Raw genomic sequence first — 15,925 nt, 5'->3', positions numbered from 1 at the left:
TTTGGAACGGACCCCATGACCGACTCCCCCGCACCCGTCCCCTCCGACACCCGCATCCCGCGCGCCGTGCTGCGGACCGTCTGGGTGCTCATCATCGGCGGATTCGCCGCCATCCTCGACTCCACGATCGTGGCCATCGCCATCGACACCCTCGCCCGGCAATTCGACGTGCCGGTCTCGACGATCCAGTGGGTCTCGACCGCGTACCTGCTCGCCCTCGCCGTCGCCATCCCGCTCACCGGATGGGCTCAGGCCCGCGTGGGCGGCAAGCGTCTGTGGATCGCCGCCCTGGCCCTGTTCCTGCTCGGATCGGTGCTCTGCTCGCTCGCCTGGGACGCCCCCAGCCTCATCGTCTTCCGCGTCCTCCAAGGACTCGGCGGCGGAATCATGTTCCCGCTCATGCAATCGCTGGCCGTACAGGCGGCCGGCGGGCGCACCCGGGGCATGGGTCGGATGATGGCCGTCGTCACGGTGCCGATCGCCCTCGGTCCCATCCTCGGACCCGTCGTCGGTGGCCTCATCCTGAACGACCTCAGCTGGCAGTGGCTGTTCCTCGTGAACGTGCCGATCGTGATCGTCGGCATCGCGCTCGCCGCGTGGCTGCTGCCCGACGACAGCAGCCGCATCACCCGCCCGAAGCTCGACATCGTGGGGCTGATGCTGCTCGCGCCCGGCCTCGCCCTCATCCTGCTCGGCCTCTCCGACATCGAGACCGGCGACGGCGTCGGCAGCGCCGAGGTGCTGGTGCCGCTGCTCGTCGGCATCGCCCTCGCGGTCGCGTTCGTCTTCTGGTCGCTCGCCCGACGCGAGAGGGCGCTCGTGCAGCTGCGCATGCTCGGCCGCCGCACGGTCGCGAGCGCGTCCACCGTCATGTGGCTCTCCGGGGCGGCGCTCTACGGCGCCATGCTGCTGCTGCCGCTCTACTGGCAGACCCTGCGCGGCGAGACCGTGCTGACGGCGGCCCTGCTGCTCATCCCCCAGGGGGTGGGTTCGCTCGCAGCACGCCCGATCGCGGGGGTGCTGCTCGAGCGGATCGGCGCACGCGCGCTCACCATGATCGGATTCGCGCTCATGGCGCTCGGCACGATCCCCTTCGCCCTCGCCGACGCCGGCACCTCGAACGTGTGGCTCTCGGCCGTGCTCGTGGTGCGGGGCCTCGGGCTCGGGACGGTGCTGATCCCCCTCATGACCGTCTCGATGACCGGGCTCGCCCACGACGAGATCCCGCAGGTCACCATGATCACCCGCATCGCGCAGCAGGTCGGCGGGGCCTTCGGCACCGCCATCCTCGCCGTCGTGCTGACGACCCTGCTCGACGGGGTCACCGACACCACGGGCGCCGCGGATGCCTTCCACGCCGCGTTCTGGGTCGCCACGGGCGTCGCCGTGCTCGCCCTGCTCGCGAGCCTGCTGCTCCCCGGGCGCGAGCGACCGGTGCCGAGCATCGCCGACGCCGAGGTGGCCGAGGGCGAGCTGGCCGCCTAGCGCGCGTTCAGCGCTTCCGCTTCTCCCTCACCGCCCTCGCCGCTGCGCGCCTCCGTGGCGGACCGCGGCCGGGACGGCCGCGGCGCGTGAGGCGGGAGGGCCAGAAATGGCCCTCCCGGAAGCGGAAGCGCGTTCAGCGCTTCCGCTTCTCCCTCACGCGCATATTGACCACGATCGGGGTGCCCTCGAAGCCGTACACCTCGCGCAGCCGGCGCTGGATGAAGCGGCGGTACTGCGGGTCGAGGAATCCGGTCGTGAACAGCACGAACGTCGGCGGACGCGTCGACGCCTGGGTGCCGAACAGGATGCGGGGCTGCTTGCCGCCGCGCACCGGGTGCGGGTGCTCCGCGGTGAGCTCGGCGAGCAGCGCATTGAACTTGCCGGTGGGGATGCGGGTGTCCCAGCTCTCGAGGGCGGTCTCGAGCGCGGGCACGAGCTTCTCGAGGTGCCGGCCGGTGCGCGCCGAGATGTTCACGCGCGGCGCCCACGTCACGTGCGCGAGGTCCTGCTCGATCTCGCGCTCGAGGTACCGCCGGCGGTCGTCGTCGAGCAGATCCCACTTGTTGTAGGCGAGCACGAGCGCCCGCCCCGACTCGAGCACCAGGTCGATGATGCGCAGATCCTGCACGCTGATCGGCTCGGTGACGTCGAGCACCACGACGGCCACCTCGGCCTTCTCGAGGGCCGCGGCGGTGCGCAGCGAGGCGTAGAAGTCCGCGCCCTGCTGGAGGTGCACGCGCTTGCGGATGCCGGCGGTGTCGACGAAGGTCCAGATGCGGCCGCCGAGCTCGATCTGCTCGTCGACCGGGTCGCGGGTCGTGCCGGCGAGCTCGTTCACGACGACGCGCTCCTCGCCGGCGGCCTTGTTGAGCAGCGAGCTCTTGCCGACGTTCGGGCGCCCGAGGATCGCCACGCGGCGCGGCCCGCCGATCTCCTGCTTGGCGACCGCGGAGACCGGGGGCAGCACCGTCATCACGTGGTCGAGCAGATCCGCGACCCCGCGGCCGTGCAGCGCGGACACGGGCCACGGCTCGCCGAGGCCCAGGCTCCACAGCTCGGCGGCCTGCGGGTCCTTGATGGCGTCGTCGGCCTTGTTCGCGACCAGGATCACGGGCTTCTTCGCGTTGCGCAGCATCCGCACGACGTGCTCGTCGGTCGCGGTCGCGCCGACGTTGATGTCGACGACGAACAGCACGGCGTCGGCGAGGTCGACGGCGACCTCCGCCTGGGCGGCGACCGAGGCGTTGATGCCCGCGGCATCCGGCTCCCAGCCCCCCGTGTCGACCACGGTGAAGCGGCGACCGAGCCACTCGGACTTGTACGAGACGCGGTCGCGCGTGACGCCCGGCACGTCCTCGACGACCGCCTCGCGGCGACCGAGGATCCGGTTCACGAGCGCCGACTTGCCCACGTTCGGGCGGCCGACGATCGCCAGCACGGGGAGCGCGGGCAGGTAGGTGATGCCGTCGGGTCCCGCCTCGGCGGCCTCGAGCACGTCGAGGTCGTCCTCGTCGAGCTCGTAGTCGGAGAGGCCGGCGCGCAGCGAGGCGGCGCGCTGCTCGGCCACCTCGTCGTCGAGCTCGGCCAGGCGGTCGGCGAGGCCGGGGTCGACCTCGCCCGCATAGTCCGAGTCGGTGTTGTCGGCGGCGAACTCCGCCTCGAGGGGGGCGTCAGGTTCGTGCGGGACATCAGTTGACATGCTGGTTCTCCTTCAAGGCGCGAAGTTCGTTGCCACGCACGGCTTTCCATTCTGCCAGGAGCATTGCGTACGCTCCTTAGGGTCCCGCCGCCCAGATGAGCGCCGCCGCTGCAGCAGCGATAGTCCAGCTCGTGAGACTCCCAACGAGGAATGTCTCGGCGTTCAAGCCCCCGTCTCGGTCGGCAGATATTTCGGGGAAGCGCACTACTCCCTTGGCTGCGACCAACGCGGCGACAATGACGGCATTGCCGCTCAGCATCAGCGCGACGAGAAGTATCCGCTCGATAGGCCCGATCACACGCCCGCCTGCTAGCTCATTGTGTGCGCGAGGACTCTCTTGGGCGCGTTCGATCGTTGCAAGCTCGACGTTCTTCCACGCCACTCGCCAACGTGGTCGGATCGGCGAGATCCTGGATGATTCGTCCGGACTGCTCGACTCCGCCTGTGCGGCCCGCGAGACGATCGCGCCCCTGACGATCAAGTTGGCGCTTCGTGTTATGAAGAGAGTCACACTGGCCGCCGCAAGTGCTACTCGCCAGCTGACGCCTGCTCCCGCGATCGGAGTGCTCTCATACAAAGCCAGGATCTGAGCATTCAAGTGAGCCTCCGACGCATACCCGGTAGCAAGCACTACAACGAGAACGGTGAGGACGAGCGCTGGCCAGATCCGAGTAGCTCCGACTGATGGATTGACTCCTACGAGTAGGACCCAGCTGGCAGCGATCACGAGAACAAGGGCGGCAACCACCCAGGAGTACCCCAGCATCGCCCACAATCCGAGCGATGCAAGCATTGCGCTAGCTAGTCCGAGAATCCAACACCACGTGACGGTGCGGGCGAACGCCCGCGCCAGGTCCGCCAGAGCAACGGTCAGCAACAGCGACGCTGCCTCAACCAACTGGCCTTCCCTTCCACAACGTGGCCGAATCGATTAGGGCGGCTCCCCCAGACCGCTGCAGACTCTGGGAAACGGCCGACTGGGAGACTTCGTGTGCACGGGCGATCGCGCTTTGGGTCGCTCCCGACATGCGGCCGAAGGCAATTGAGCGCTCCTGCTTCTTCATCCTCGAGATAACGTGGTCGCGGATGGTCAAGTAGGCGTTGACACCATTCGTTTCGCTGATGTCATCGGATGCGAAACTTGTGCGCAGCGATGACCGCCCATTGCTCTGCTCGCGGTGCGCCGTTTCTATTGCTTCTCGGGCACGCCACCAGGCTGAGCCATCTCGAATTCCATCCCGCTCACTCGAAGTGACCAGGTGGGTATCTCCTCGTCCAAGCCCGAAACGGCATTCCACCCCCGCGGGAAAGGTGAGTCGAGCGGCCATCGTTACCCATATGGCGTCACCTAGATCCCCTGCCACGGCCTGAAACTCGTCACCAACCGTGGGCCGGAACGGCTCCTCCAGGTCTACGAGGTCGCGTACACGACGAAAGGCTTCTTCCAAGATGAGCTGCGCGGCATCCCGGCTTCCGATCTCCCGAGAGCGCACGATGTCCGCGATGATTGCCACCGTATTCAGTGCCATACCGAGATTTTAGCTTATATCCCGGGGTTATAACCTTTTTTCCTGCTCGTCATTCACGAGCCCGACGACCGCCTGGACGGTCTGGTCGAAGTCGAGCTCGGTGGAGTCGATCGTCACGACGCCGGGCGCCGCGGTCAGGAAGTCGACCACCTGGGCGTCCCGCGCATCCCGCTCGCGCAGCTGCCCCGCCGTGGAGGCGGTGCCGGGCGCGAGCTCGGCCGATCGCCTGGCAATTCTAACCGCTTCGTCGGCCGTCAGGAGGATGCGCACGGCGGCGTCCGGGGCGACGACCGTCGTGATGTCGCGGCCCTCGACGACGATGCCCGGCGCATCCGTCTCGCGGATCATCCGCCGGAACGCGTCGTTGAGGGCGAGCCGTACCTCGGGGACGCGCGCGATGTCGCTCACCACGGCGGAGATGCGCGGTTCGCGGATGGCGTCGGTCACGTCGGCGTCGCCCACCGTGACGCGGGTTCCCTCGTCGGTGACCGTCGTGCGGTAGTCGAAGCCGTCGAGCAGCGCCACGATGGCCGCGGCGTCGGCCGTGTCGATGCCGGACTCGAGCGCCTGCCAGGTGAGCGCGCGATAGGCGGCGCCCGTGTCGAGGAAGGCGTAGCCGAGCGCACGCGAGGCGGCCTTGCTCACACTCGACTTGCCCGAGCCCGCCGGGCCGTCGACGGCGACGACGACTGCTGCGCACATCACCGCTCGGCCTCCATGAGGGTCCACCCGCGCTGTTCGAGGGCGGCGGCGAGCGGATGCGCGGCCTCCGGCAGCACCGAGATCTCGGCGAAGCCGACCTTCGTCTCGGGCGAGTGCTCGAGGCGCAGGTCCTCCATGTTCACGCCCTCCTCGCCGATCTCGGTGAGCAGCCTCGCGAGCTGGCCCGGACGGTCGTCGATCTTGACGACGAGCGAGGTGTAGCGCTTGTCCTGGCCGTGCTTGCCCGGGATACGCGCGACGCCGTCGTTGCCGGCGACGAGCGCCTCGGCGATCGCCCGCCGCGAGGCGGGCGCCTCCGGGTCGTCGAGGGCCGCGATCACGACATCGAGCTCGTCGCGCAGCGGCTTCAGCACCGCGGCGATCTCGGCCGCGTTCGCGCCGAGGATCTGCACCCAGAGCTCGGGATTGCTGCCGGCGATGCGGGTGGTGTCGCGCACCCCCTGCCCGGCGAGGCCGAGCGCGGAGGCGGAGCCGTCGCGCAGCCGGCTCGCGAGCAGGCTCGCCACGAGTTGGGGCGCGTGCGAGACCAGGGCGACGCTCCGGTCGTGTTCGGCGGCATCCAACTGGATCGGGACGGCGCCGAGGTCGAGCGCCATGTGCTCGACGGCGGCGGCGCGGCGGTAGCTGATGCGGTCGTGTCCCGCCAGGATCCAGGGCCGGCCCACGAACAGGTCGGCGCGGGCCGACACGGCGCCGCCGCGCTCCCGGCCCGCCATCGGATGCGAGCCGAGGTAGCGCGACAGGTCCGCCCCGCGGGCGCGCAGCTGCTCGAGCGGGAAGAGCTTCACGCTCGCGACGTCGGTCACGAGCGCCTCGGGGAAGCGCTCGAGCTCGGCGGCGACCACCTCGGCCACGACATCCGGGGGCACGGCGACCACGATCAGGCCCGGCGCATCGCCCGCGGCGGGCGCACGGCCGGCGCCGTAGGCGATCGCGAGCGAACGGGTCGACGGTGAGGCGTCGTCGACGATGACGTCGACGCCCTTCGCCGAGAGACCGAGGCCGATGCTCGCGCCGAGCAGTCCGGAGCCGACGATGCGCACCTGCTCCGCGAGACGGTGGTCGCCCGGGTGCGGGTCGGTCATCGGGGTTCCTGCTTCGTGGTCGGCGGTGCGGCGTCGGCTGCGGCGTCGCGGGCGAGGGCCAGCAGCGCGCCGACCTCCACCTTAGTGAGGTCGCGCATCCGCCCCGCCCCGAGCGAGCCGAGGTGCAGGGGGCCGAACTGGCGCCGCACGAGCTCGATCACGGGGTGGCCCACCTCGGCGAGCATCCGGCGCACGATGCGGTTGCGGCCGGAGTGCAGCGTGACCTCGACGATCGTGCGCCCCCCGGATGGCTCGCCGATGACGCGCACCCGGTCGGCGGCGATCGGCCCGTCGTCGAGGTCGACTCCGGCCCGGAGCCGCCGCAGCGCCTCGGGCTTCACGACACCGCGCACCGTCGCGAGGTAGGTCTTCTCGATCCCGTAGGAGGGGTGCGCGAGCACGTGGGCGAGCTCGCCGTCGTTCGTGAGCACGAGCAGGCCCGTCGTCTCGGCGTCCAGCCGGCCCACGTTGTAGACCCGCTCCCCCGCCTGCTCGGCGTAGCGGGCCAGGTCGGGGCGCCCGTTCTCGTCCGACATCGTGCTCACGACGCCCTTGGGCTTGTTGAGCATGAGGTAGCGCTTGTCGGCGTCGAGCTGCACGGGTGTGCCGTCGACCTCGACCCGATCGTTCTCGGGGTCGATCCGGGTTCCGAGCTCCGTGACCACGCGACCGTTGACACGGATGCGCCCGGCGACGATGTACTGCTCCACGACGCGCCTCGACGCCACGCCCGCCGCCGCGAGCACCTTCTGGAGTCGCTCGCCCTCCGGCTGCTCGTCGATCATCGGGCGCCGAGCTCCTCGAACCCCTCGACCCCGTCCGGCAGCAGCGGGGAGATCGGCGGTAGCTCGTCGAGCGAGTTGATGCCGAGCTGGGTCAGCAGCAGCGGGGTGGTCTCGTAGTGGATGGCACCGGTCTCGGCATCCGTGAACGCCTCGGTGATGAGGCCCCGGCCGAGCAGCGTGCGCACGACCGAGTCGACGTTGACCGCGCGGATCGCGGCGATCGAGCTGCGGGCGATCGGCTGCCGGTAGGCGATCACCGCGAGCGTCTCGAGCGCCGCCTGCGAGAGGCGGGTGGGGCTCTGGGTGAGCACGAAGTCGCGCACGACCTCGTCGTGCTCGGGGCGTACGTACAGGCGCCACCCTCCGCCCACCTCCCGCAGCTCGAAGCCGCGACGCGGCCCGCCGATCTCGCCGTCGTAGTCGGAGACGAGACGCTCGAGCGACTGCCGCACCGCGGGCACCGGTGCACCCAGCGCGGTCGCCAGCGTCACCAGCGGAAGCGGCTCGTCGGCCACGAGCATGATCGCCTCGAGGCGTCGCTCGAGCGCCGCACCGTCGTCGTGCACGTCATCGGTCATAGTCGGCCCCCAGGGTCGCCAGTTGGTCGTCGTTCCAGTGCGCGGCCGTCCAGCGCAGGGTGATCTCGCCGAGCGGCTCGAACTGCTCGAAGGAGATGGCGGCGTGACGGTACAGCTCGAGCACCGCGAGGAAGCGCGCCACCACGACGCCGCGTTGCGCGGCGCCCGCGATCAGCTCGCGGAAGGTCGTCGCCTGGCCCGCTCGCAACATCGTGACCACGACCGCCGCCTGCTCGCGGATGCTCACGAGCGGCGCGTGCAGGTGGTCGAGGCCGACCACCGCGATCTCGCGCGGAGCCATCGCCAGCGCGGCGAGCGCCGCGAAGTCGTGCAGGCTGAGCGTCCAGACCAGCTCCGGCGTCTGCCTCCGGTACTTCTCCTCGAGACGCACCGACCGCGGATGCCGCCCCGACTCCGCCTCGAACCCGGCCTCGAACCAGCGGGCGGCCTCCTTGAACGCGCGGTACTGCAGCAGGCGCGCGAACAGCAGGTCGCGCGCCTCGAGCAGCGCCACGTCCTCGGCGTCGACGAGCTCGCCCTGCGGCAGGAGCCCCGCGACCTTGAGGTCGAGCAGGGTGGCCGCGACGACGAGGAACTCGCTCGCCTGGTCGAGCTCCTCCGGGCCGTCGAGCCCCCGCAGGTAGGAGATGAACTCGTCGGTGACCTTCGAGAGCGAGACCTCGGTGATGTCGAGCTCGTGCTTGGTGATGAGCGACAACAGCAGGTCGAAGGGACCGTCGAAGTTCGCCAAGGTGAGGCGGAATCCCGCCTCCGGCGGGGCGTCGTCCGCCACGGCCTGATCGACCTCGACGGACGCCTCCTGCATGGTGGCGAGTCTAGTCAGCGGCGGCCGGAGCTCAGGCGACGGCGTGACGGTGCACGAGCTCGCGGGCGAGCTGGCGGTACTGGTCGGCGCCGTGGTGGTCGGGCGCGAACTCGGTGATCGGGGTGGCCGCGACCGAGGCATCCGGGAACTTCACGGTGCGGTTGATGACCGTCTCGAGCACGCGGTCGCCGAACGCCTCGACGACGCGCTCGAGCACCTCGCGCGAGTGCAGGGTGCGGGGGTCGTACATGGTCGCGAGGATGCCGTCCAGCTCGATCGCGGGGTTCAGCCGGTCGCGCACCTTGTCGATCGTCTCGACGAGCAGCGCCACGCCGCGCAGCGCGAAGTACTCGCACTCGAGCGGGATGAGCACGCCGTGCGCCGCGGTGAGGGCGTTGACGGTGAGCAGCCCGAGCGAGGGCTGGCAGTCGATCAGGATGACGTCGTAGTCGGCGGCGACCTGGCGCAGCACACGGGCGAGGATCTGCTCGCGGGCGACCTCGTTCACGAGGTGCACCTCGGCCGCGGAGAGGTCGATGTTCGCGGGGATCACGTCGAGCCCCGGCGTGCCGGTGGTCTGGATCGCGGCAGCGACGTCCTTGGCCGAGCCGAGCAGCAGGTCGTAGATCGTGGTGACGTCGTGCGTCGGCACGCCGAGCCCCGCCGACAGCGCGCCCTGGGGGTCGAAGTCGATCGCGAGCACCCGCCGGCCGTAGGCGGCGAGGGCGGCGCCGAGGCTGATCGTGGTGGTGGTCTTGCCCACCCCGCCCTTCTGGTTGCAGAGGGCGATGATCCGGGCCGGGCCGTGCGATCTCAGCGTCTTCGGCTCCGGGAATTCGGTCACGGGGCGCCCCGTCGGACCCAGTTCGACGCCCAGGTCCTCGAGCCCGGGCAGTTCGGTGCTGCCGTCCCGGAGCTGGGTGGCCTCCCGCTGCGCTGTCATATCGCGAGTGTACGTCCGGCCCTTCTGCGCCCCCCGCGACGACAGGCGCGCCCCTCCGGGTTCACCTAACCCTCAACTAGAGCCTGAAACCGGCGCGTCGCGCGGGGTCAGCGGGCGCGGGGGTGGGAGAGCTGGTAGGCGTCGCGGAGGTTGTCGATCGTGACGTGCGTGTAGAGCTGCGTCGTCGCGACGGACGCGTGTCCGAGCAGCTCCTGCACCACCCGCACGTCCGCGCCTCCCGCGAGCAGGTGCGTCGCGAAGGAATGGCGCAGGCTGTGCGGCGAGACGTCGACCGTCAGCCCCGCGCGCTCGGCGGCGGCGCGGATCACGAGCCACGCGTTCTGCCTGCTGAGCCTCGCGCCGCGGGCGCCGAGGAACAGCGCGGGGGTGGCCCGGCCCCCGCCCGCGAGCAGCGGGCGCGCCCGCACCAGGTACGCCTCGACAGCCGCCCGCGCATACGAGCCGACCGGCACGATCCGCTGCTTGTCACCCTTGCCGATCACGCGGATGAGCTCGGGCGTGCCGTCCGGTCCGACCAGGTCGTCGACGTCGAGCGCCACCGCCTCCGACACCCGCGCACCGGTCGCGTACAGGAGCTCGAGCAGGGCCTTGTCGCGCATCCGCACCGGATCGTCGCCATCGGTGGCCGCGAGCAGCGCCTCCACCTGCTGCTGGCTGAGCACCTTCGGCAGCCGTTTCGGGAGCTTCGGTGCGACGAGATCCTGCGCCGGGTCGGCGGTGAGCACGCCCTCCTCGACGAGGAAGCGCGTGAACCCGCGGATGGAGGAGATGACGCGCGCCGTCGAGCTCGCCGAGAGACCGGCCTCCCCGTCGCGCAGACCCACCACGTAGCCGCGCAGCAGCTCCGGCGCGAGGGCGGCCGGATCCGTCACCCCGCGGTCGACGAGCGCCGCGAGGAGCGCCGTCAGATCGCGCCGATAGGCGGCGACCGTGTTGGCCGACAGACCGCGCTCGATCGAGAGGTGGCGCAGGTAGCGGTCGAGGTGCCGCGCGAGCTCAGCCGCGGGCATCAGCGGCCAGCACCGCGAGCAGCAGGATCGAGTTGCGCAACCGTCCGGCGAGCGCCGCCTCGACGACCTCGGCGAGCGGCACCCAGCGCAGCAGCAGCTCGGCCTCCTCCTCGGTGCGGTCGAAGACCTCGGGTGCGGCCGAGACGCCGCGCGCCTCGTAGACCCGGATCACCTCGTCGCTGCCGCCGGGCGAGGTCGCGAACACGAGCAGCTCGCTCCAGTCCTCGGCGACCAGATCCGCCTCCTCGGCGAGCTCACGCCGTGCCGCGGCGAGAGGGTCCTCCCCCTCGACGTCGAGCAGCCCCGCCGGCAGCTCCCAGTCGCGGGAGCGGATCGGATGCCGGTACTGGTTGATCAGCAGCACGCGATCCTCGGCGTCCCGCGCGAGCACGGCCACGGCTCCCGTGTGGTCGACGTAGTCGCGTTCGAGCTCGTGGTCGCCGAAACGGAAGCGGTCGCGGCGGATGTCCCACACGCGCCCCTCGTACACGCGATGCGACCACACGAGCTCCGCGGGATCGCTCAGGTCGGCGAGCGGACCGTCGAGCAGCGCGGCGCGCTCGTCGGGGGTCACGGGGGTCAGACCTCGGCGGGCTCGGCGACGGCGGCGGCCGGATCCAGCTCGTCGACCTGCTCGGCGGGCGCATCCGCGCCCTCGACCTCGAAGAGGCGCGACGCCTGCTGACGGGTGAGCGCGGCCCCCACGAGCCCGCGGAACAGCGGGTGGGCGCGGTTCGGACGCGAGCGCAGCTCCGGGTGCGCCTGGGTGCCGACGTAGTAGGGGTGCACCTCGCGCGGCAGCTCGACGAACTCGACCAGCCCGTGCTCGGGGTTGGTGCCCGAGAAGACCAGCCCGGCCGCGGCGATGCGCTCGGTGTAGTGGTTGTTGACCTCGTAGCGGTGGCGGTGCCGCTCGTGCACGACCTCGGCGTCGTAGGCCTCGGCGACCACCGACCCGGGGGCGAGGTGCGCCTCGTAGAGTCCGAGGCGCATGGTGCCGCCCAGGTCGCCGTGGTCGAGGATGTCGACCTGCTCCGCCATGGTCGCGATCACCGGGAACTCGGTGTCGGGGTCGAACTCGGAGGAGCTGGCACCGGGCAGGCCCGCGACGTTGCGCGAGTACTCGACCACCATGCACTGCAGACCCAGGCACAGCCCGAGCGCCGGGACGCCGTTCTCGCGCGCGAAGCGCAGGGCGCCGAGCTTGCCCTCGATGCCCCGCACGCCGAAGCCGCCCGGCACGCAGATGCCGTCGACGTCGCCCAGCATCCGGGCCGCGCCCTCGGGCGTCTCGCACTCGTCCGAGGGGACCCAGCGCACCGCGACCTTCGTCTGGTGGGCGAACCCGCCGGCACGCAGCGCCTCGGTGACCGAGAGGTAGGCGTCGGGGAGGTCGATGTACTTGCCGACGAGCGCGATCGTCACCTCGTGGGCGGGCTCGTGCACCGCCTTCAGAAGCTGCGACCAGCCGCTCCAGTCGACCTCGCCCGCCTTGTCGTCGAGACCGAGCTGCTCGATGATGTAGGCGTCGAGCCCCTGCTGGTTGAGCATGGTGGGGATGTCGTAGATCGAGGGCACGTCGACCGCGTTCACGACCGCCTGCTCGTCGACGTCGCACATGAGCGCGATCTTGCGCTTGTTCGACTCCGACACGATGCGGTCGCTGCGCAGCACGAGCGCATCCGGCTGGATGCCGATCGAGCGCAGCGCCGCCACCGAGTGCTGGGTGGGCTTCGTCTTCTGCTCGCCCGACGCGCCCATGAACGGCACGAGCGAGACGTGCACGAAGAACACGTTCTTGCGGCCGAGCTCGTGACGCACCTGACGCGCCGACTCGATGAAGGGCTGCGACTCGATGTCGCCGACGGTGCCGCCGATCTCGGTGATGATGACGTCGGGCGCCGGGCTCTGCGCGGCCTGCAGTCGCATCCGGCGCTTGATCTCGTCGGTGATGTGCGGGATCACCTGCACGGTGTCGCCCAGGTACTCGCCGCGGCGCTCCTTCGCGATGACGCTCGAATAGATCTGACCGGTCGTGACGTTCGCGGCCTGGCTCAGCTCGATGTCGAGGAAGCGCTCGTAGTGGCCGATGTCGAGGTCGGTCTCGGCGCCGTCGTCGGTGACGAACACCTCGCCGTGCTGGAACGGGTTCATGGTGCCCGGATCGACGTTCAGATACGGGTCGAGCTTCTGCATCACGACATGCAGACCGCGTGCCGTGAGGAGGTTGCCGAGACTGGCGGCGGTGAGGCCCTTACCCAGCGAGGAGACGACGCCCCCCGTGACGAAGATGTGCTTGGTAACGGTCTGTCCCGGATTGTTCACCACGGGGTTTCAGCATATGTCACGAAACCGAGCGTCCGCTGCGACACGGCGACATCGGATGCCGAACCTCGCTCAGCGCGCGGGCTGAGCGAGCTCGAGCAGCTCGCGGGCGTGCGCCAGACCGCTCTCCGAGTCGGCGAGGCCCGACAGCAACCGCGCCATCTCGGCCGCACGGGCATCCGCGTCGACCCGCCGCACGCTCGAGGCCGTCACCCGACCGTCGCGGTCCTTCTCGACGACCAGATGGTTGCCGGCGAAGGCCGCCACCTGCGCCAGGTGGGTGACCACGATCACCTGCGCCGACTCGGCCAGCCGGGCGAGACGGCGCCCGATCTCGATCGCCGCCGCACCGCCGACCCCCGCGTCGACCTCGTCGAACACGAACGTCGGGGTCTCGCCGCCCGCCGCCAGCACCACCTCGAGGGCGAGCATCACGCGCGAGAGCTCGCCGCCCGATGCGCCCCTCGCGAGCGGACGCGGTTCCGCGCCCGTGTGCGGCGTCAGCAGGAAGGCGACCCGGTCGCGGCCTGTCGGCCCGAGCTCGGCCGCCTCCACCTCGACGACCAGACGCGCGTCCGGCATCGCGAGCGCGGCGAGCTCCGCCGTCACCGCCGAGGCGAGGGCCTCGGCGGCCGCCCGTCGCCCCGCGCCGACCCGATCGGCCAGCTCGTCGACCCGCACCCGCGCCCGCTGCACCTCGTGCTCGAGGGCCCGGATGCGGTCGTCGTCGCCGTCCAGTTCGACCAGCCGCAGGCCCGCCTGCTCGAAGCGCGCCACCAGCTCGTCGACGGGTGCGCCGTGCTTGCGCGAGAAGGCCGCGAGTGCGGAGCGGCGCTCCTGCACACCCTCCAGCTCGCGGGCGCCGTCGACGTCGAGCCCGCCGAGGTAGCGGGACAGCTCCGCCGACACCTCGGCGAGCTGGAACGCGACCGCGTCGAGCCCGTCGCGTGCGGGCGCCAGCCCCGGATCGTGGTCGACCACGCGGGCGAGGGCGCGGCGCGCCTCCTCGACCAGGGCGACCGCATCCGGATGGTCGTCCCCGGACTGCGCCGAGATCGCCTCCTGGGCGAGCGCCGCCGAGGCGCGCAGATCCTCGAGGTTGCCGAGCCGTTCCGCGCGGGCGGCCAGCTCGTCCTCCTCGCCGGGCTGCGGCGCGAGCTCCGCGTACTCGTCGAGATCGAGCCGCAGCTGCTCGGCCTCCCGCGCGCGCGTCTCGCGGTCGAGCGCGAGCACCTCGAGCTCCGAGGCGAGCGCACGCCAGTCGCGGTAGGCGTCGGCGTAGTCGTGCAGCGTCGACGCGTGCTCCGCACCCGCCGAGGCGTCGAGAGCCTCGCGCTGCGCCGCGGCCGAGCGCAGCCGCAGCTGGTCCGACTGCCCGTGCACCACCACGAGCCGCTCCCCCAGCTCGGCCAGCACGCCGACGGGGGTCGAGCGACCGCCGACGATGCCGCGGCTGCGGCCCTCGCTCGACACGGTCCGGGCGAGGATCAGCTCGGCCCGGCCGTCGCCGACCGGGTCGACCTCGCCGCCCGCCTCGCGCACGCGCTCCGCCACGGCACCGGTCTCGGGCACCAGCCAGCGCCCCTCGACACCCGCCTGGACGCTGCCCGCACGGATCGCACCGGCATCCGCGCGCTCGCCGAGCAGCAGCGCGAGCGCCGTCACCACCATCGTCTTGCCGGCACCGGTCTCACCCGTGACCGCCGTGAACCCCGGGCCGAGCGGCAGCCGCGCATCCCCGATGACGCCGAGGTCGCGGATCGACAGCTCCTCGATCACGCCCTGCCCCGCTCCTCGCCGCCGGAACCCTCGCCGACCGGGCCGCGCCAGCCGTCGACCGGGAGCGCGAACTTGCCGACCAGGCGGTCGACGAACGGATGCGCCGCGAGCCGCGCCAGCCGCACGGGCTGCGGCGACCGGCGCACCACCACGCGCGCGCCCGGCGGCAGGTCGAAGGTGCGGCGCCCGTCGCACCAGAGCACCCCGCTGCCCTGCGAGCGGTCGAGCAGCTCGATCGCCAACGGCGAATCCGGGCCCACCACCAGCGGGCGCGCGAACAGGGCGTGCGCCGACAGCGGCACCATCAGGATCGCCTCGACGCTCGGCCAGATCACCGGACCGCCCGCCGAGAACGCGTAGGCGGTCGACCCCGTCGGCGTGGACACCACGACCCCGTCGCAGCCGAACGTCGACAGGGGACGCGCATCGACCTCGACGACCACCTCGAGCGAACGCTCACGGCTCGCCTTCTCGACCGTCGCCTCGTTGAGGGCCCACGTCTCGTAGACCACCTCGCTGCCGAGCTTCACCCGCACCGAGAGCGCCATGCGCTCCTCGACCACGTAGTCGCGGGCGAGGGCGCGCTGCACCGTCTCGTCGAGATCCTCGCGCTCCGCCTCCGCCAGGAACCCGACATGGCCGAGGTTCACGCCGAGCACCGGGGCCTCGCATCCGCGGGCCAGCTCCGCCGCACGCAGGATCGTGCCGTCGCCGCCGAGCACGATCACCAGCTCGAGCGCCGACGGCGCGACGTCGACCCCGAGCAGCGCGAGCGGCTGCAGGTCGGGGGCCGCCTCACGCAGGTCGGCGAGCTCGTCATCCGACACCACGGGCGTGATGCCCGCCGCGATCAGCCGTCGGCACACCTGGATGCCGGCGTCGAGCGAATCGGCGCGGCCGGTGTGGGCGACGACCAGCAGGTGGCGCGCGTCGTCGGTCATGCCCCCATTCTGTCGGATGCGTCGGACGCGTGCCGCTCTGCCGCACAGGGCCGCTTCGCGATGCGCAGGATTCGCTTTCGCGACGCATGCCCTCGCGTGCCGCCTTCGGCGACGCGCTCCCGCCCGGCCCGGTGCCAGCGTCCCGAAAGCGAATCCTGCGCATCGCTTCGCTCGCGCGCGCACGTGCCCCGCTGGG

15 protein-coding genes are annotated in these 15,925 nt (G+C 71.4%); 1 reads left to right on the top strand and 14 read right to left on the bottom strand.

Annotation, left to right across the window (positions count from 1 at the left end; genetic code table 11):
• The first annotated feature begins 15 nt into the window (after positions 1-15).
• Positions 16-1,485, top strand: coding sequence for an MDR family MFS transporter (locus NUH29_RS07435; RefSeq protein WP_258798396.1), 1,470 nt, complete (start codon positions 16-18; stop codon positions 1,483-1,485).
• Between the two features lie 133 nt (positions 1,486-1,618).
• Here the strand turns inward: NUH29_RS07435 and der are convergent, their stop codons facing one another.
• The 14 genes from der to NUH29_RS07365 form a co-directional block, all read right to left on the bottom strand.
• A complete protein-coding gene (gene der / locus NUH29_RS07430) occupies positions 1,619-3,184 on the bottom strand; it encodes a ribosome biogenesis GTPase Der (RefSeq protein WP_258798395.1) in 1,566 nt (521 codons plus the stop codon).
• A gap of 76 nt (positions 3,185-3,260) precedes the next feature.
• Entirely contained in the window at positions 3,261-4,082 is an 822-nt protein-coding gene (locus NUH29_RS07425) for a hypothetical protein (RefSeq protein WP_258798394.1), read from the bottom strand.
• Positions 4,075-4,713 (bottom strand): SatD family protein, encoded by a 639-nt coding sequence (locus NUH29_RS07420; protein ID WP_258798393.1) that lies wholly within the window; start codon positions 4,711-4,713, stop codon positions 4,075-4,077. The genes NUH29_RS07425 and NUH29_RS07420 overlap by 8 nt, the downstream gene beginning before the upstream one ends.
• A gap of 27 nt (positions 4,714-4,740) precedes the next feature.
• A complete protein-coding gene (cmk, locus tag NUH29_RS07415; RefSeq protein WP_258798392.1) occupies positions 4,741-5,415 on the bottom strand; it encodes a (d)CMP kinase in 675 nt (224 codons plus the stop codon).
• Positions 5,415-6,521 (bottom strand): prephenate dehydrogenase, encoded by a 1,107-nt coding sequence (locus tag NUH29_RS07410; protein WP_258798391.1) that lies wholly within the window; start codon positions 6,519-6,521, stop codon positions 5,415-5,417. The genes cmk and NUH29_RS07410 overlap by 1 nt, the downstream gene beginning before the upstream one ends.
• Complete coding sequence (locus NUH29_RS07405; protein ID WP_258798390.1) at positions 6,518-7,306, bottom strand: pseudouridine synthase; 789 nt, start codon at positions 7,304-7,306, stop codon at positions 6,518-6,520. The genes NUH29_RS07410 and NUH29_RS07405 overlap by 4 nt, the downstream gene beginning before the upstream one ends.
• Positions 7,303-7,884, bottom strand: a complete 582-nt coding sequence (gene scpB / locus NUH29_RS07400) for an SMC-Scp complex subunit ScpB (protein ID WP_258798389.1) — start codon at positions 7,882-7,884, stop codon at positions 7,303-7,305. Before scpB ends, NUH29_RS07405 begins: the two co-directional genes overlap by 4 nt.
• Positions 7,874-8,710, bottom strand: a complete 837-nt coding sequence (locus NUH29_RS07395; protein WP_258798388.1) for a segregation and condensation protein A — start codon at positions 8,708-8,710, stop codon at positions 7,874-7,876. The genes scpB and NUH29_RS07395 overlap by 11 nt, the downstream gene beginning before the upstream one ends.
• 31 nt (positions 8,711-8,741) lie before the next feature.
• On the bottom strand, positions 8,742-9,653 hold the full coding sequence (locus NUH29_RS07390; RefSeq protein ID WP_258798387.1) for a ParA family protein: 912 nt from the start codon (positions 9,651-9,653) through the stop codon (positions 8,742-8,744).
• Between the two features lie 107 nt (positions 9,654-9,760).
• Positions 9,761-10,684: a site-specific tyrosine recombinase XerD gene (gene xerD / locus NUH29_RS07385; RefSeq protein ID WP_258798386.1), complete on the bottom strand. Its 924-nt coding sequence runs from the start codon at positions 10,682-10,684 to the stop codon at positions 9,761-9,763.
• Complete coding sequence (locus NUH29_RS07380) at positions 10,671-11,258, bottom strand: NUDIX domain-containing protein (RefSeq protein ID WP_373317441.1); 588 nt, start codon at positions 11,256-11,258, stop codon at positions 10,671-10,673. Before NUH29_RS07380 ends, xerD begins: the two co-directional genes overlap by 14 nt.
• A gap of 5 nt (positions 11,259-11,263) precedes the next feature.
• Positions 11,264-13,012, bottom strand: coding sequence for a CTP synthase (gene pyrG / locus NUH29_RS07375; protein ID WP_258798385.1), 1,749 nt, complete (start codon positions 13,010-13,012; stop codon positions 11,264-11,266).
• Between the two features lie 69 nt (positions 13,013-13,081).
• Positions 13,082-14,788 (bottom strand): DNA repair protein RecN, encoded by a 1,707-nt coding sequence (recN, locus tag NUH29_RS07370; RefSeq protein ID WP_258798384.1) that lies wholly within the window; start codon positions 14,786-14,788, stop codon positions 13,082-13,084.
• Positions 14,785-15,729 carry an NAD kinase gene (locus NUH29_RS07365; RefSeq protein ID WP_258798383.1) on the bottom strand — a complete coding sequence of 315 codons (945 nt, stop codon included), beginning with the start codon at positions 15,727-15,729 and terminating at the stop codon, positions 14,785-14,787. Before NUH29_RS07365 ends, recN begins: the two co-directional genes overlap by 4 nt.
• Positions 15,730-15,925 lie beyond the last annotated feature (196 nt).

Source organism: Protaetiibacter mangrovi (assembly GCF_024752305.1).
GTDB lineage: Bacteria > Actinomycetota > Actinomycetes > Actinomycetales > Microbacteriaceae > Homoserinibacter > Homoserinibacter mangrovi.
This window is presented reverse-complemented; position numbering and strand designations above follow the sequence as displayed.

Coding starts and splice junctions, on each gene's coding strand:
- NUH29_RS07410 (WP_258798391.1), bottom strand. CDS start 6,521: ATGACCGACCCGCACCCGGGCGACCACCGTCTCGCGGAGCAGGTGCGC.
- xerD (WP_258798386.1), bottom strand. CDS start 10,684: ATGCCCGCGGCTGAGCTCGCGCGGCACCTCGACCGCTACCTGCGCCAC.
- cmk (WP_258798392.1), bottom strand. CDS start 5,415: ATGTGCGCAGCAGTCGTCGTCGCCGTCGACGGCCCGGCGGGCTCGGGC.
- NUH29_RS07420 (WP_258798393.1), bottom strand. CDS start 4,713: ATGGCACTGAATACGGTGGCAATCATCGCGGACATCGTGCGCTCTCGG.
- NUH29_RS07390 (WP_258798387.1), bottom strand. CDS start 9,653: ATGACAGCGCAGCGGGAGGCCACCCAGCTCCGGGACGGCAGCACCGAA.
- NUH29_RS07405 (WP_258798390.1), bottom strand. CDS start 7,306: ATGATCGACGAGCAGCCGGAGGGCGAGCGACTCCAGAAGGTGCTCGCG.
- NUH29_RS07365 (WP_258798383.1), bottom strand. CDS start 15,729: ATGACCGACGACGCGCGCCACCTGCTGGTCGTCGCCCACACCGGCCGC.
- NUH29_RS07435 (WP_258798396.1), top strand. CDS start 16: ATGACCGACTCCCCCGCACCCGTCCCCTCCGACACCCGCATCCCGCGC.
- scpB (WP_258798389.1), bottom strand. CDS start 7,884: ATGACCGATGACGTGCACGACGACGGTGCGGCGCTCGAGCGACGCCTC.
- der (WP_258798395.1), bottom strand. CDS start 3,184: ATGTCAACTGATGTCCCGCACGAACCTGACGCCCCCCTCGAGGCGGAG.
- NUH29_RS07395 (WP_258798388.1), bottom strand. CDS start 8,710: ATGCAGGAGGCGTCCGTCGAGGTCGATCAGGCCGTGGCGGACGACGCC.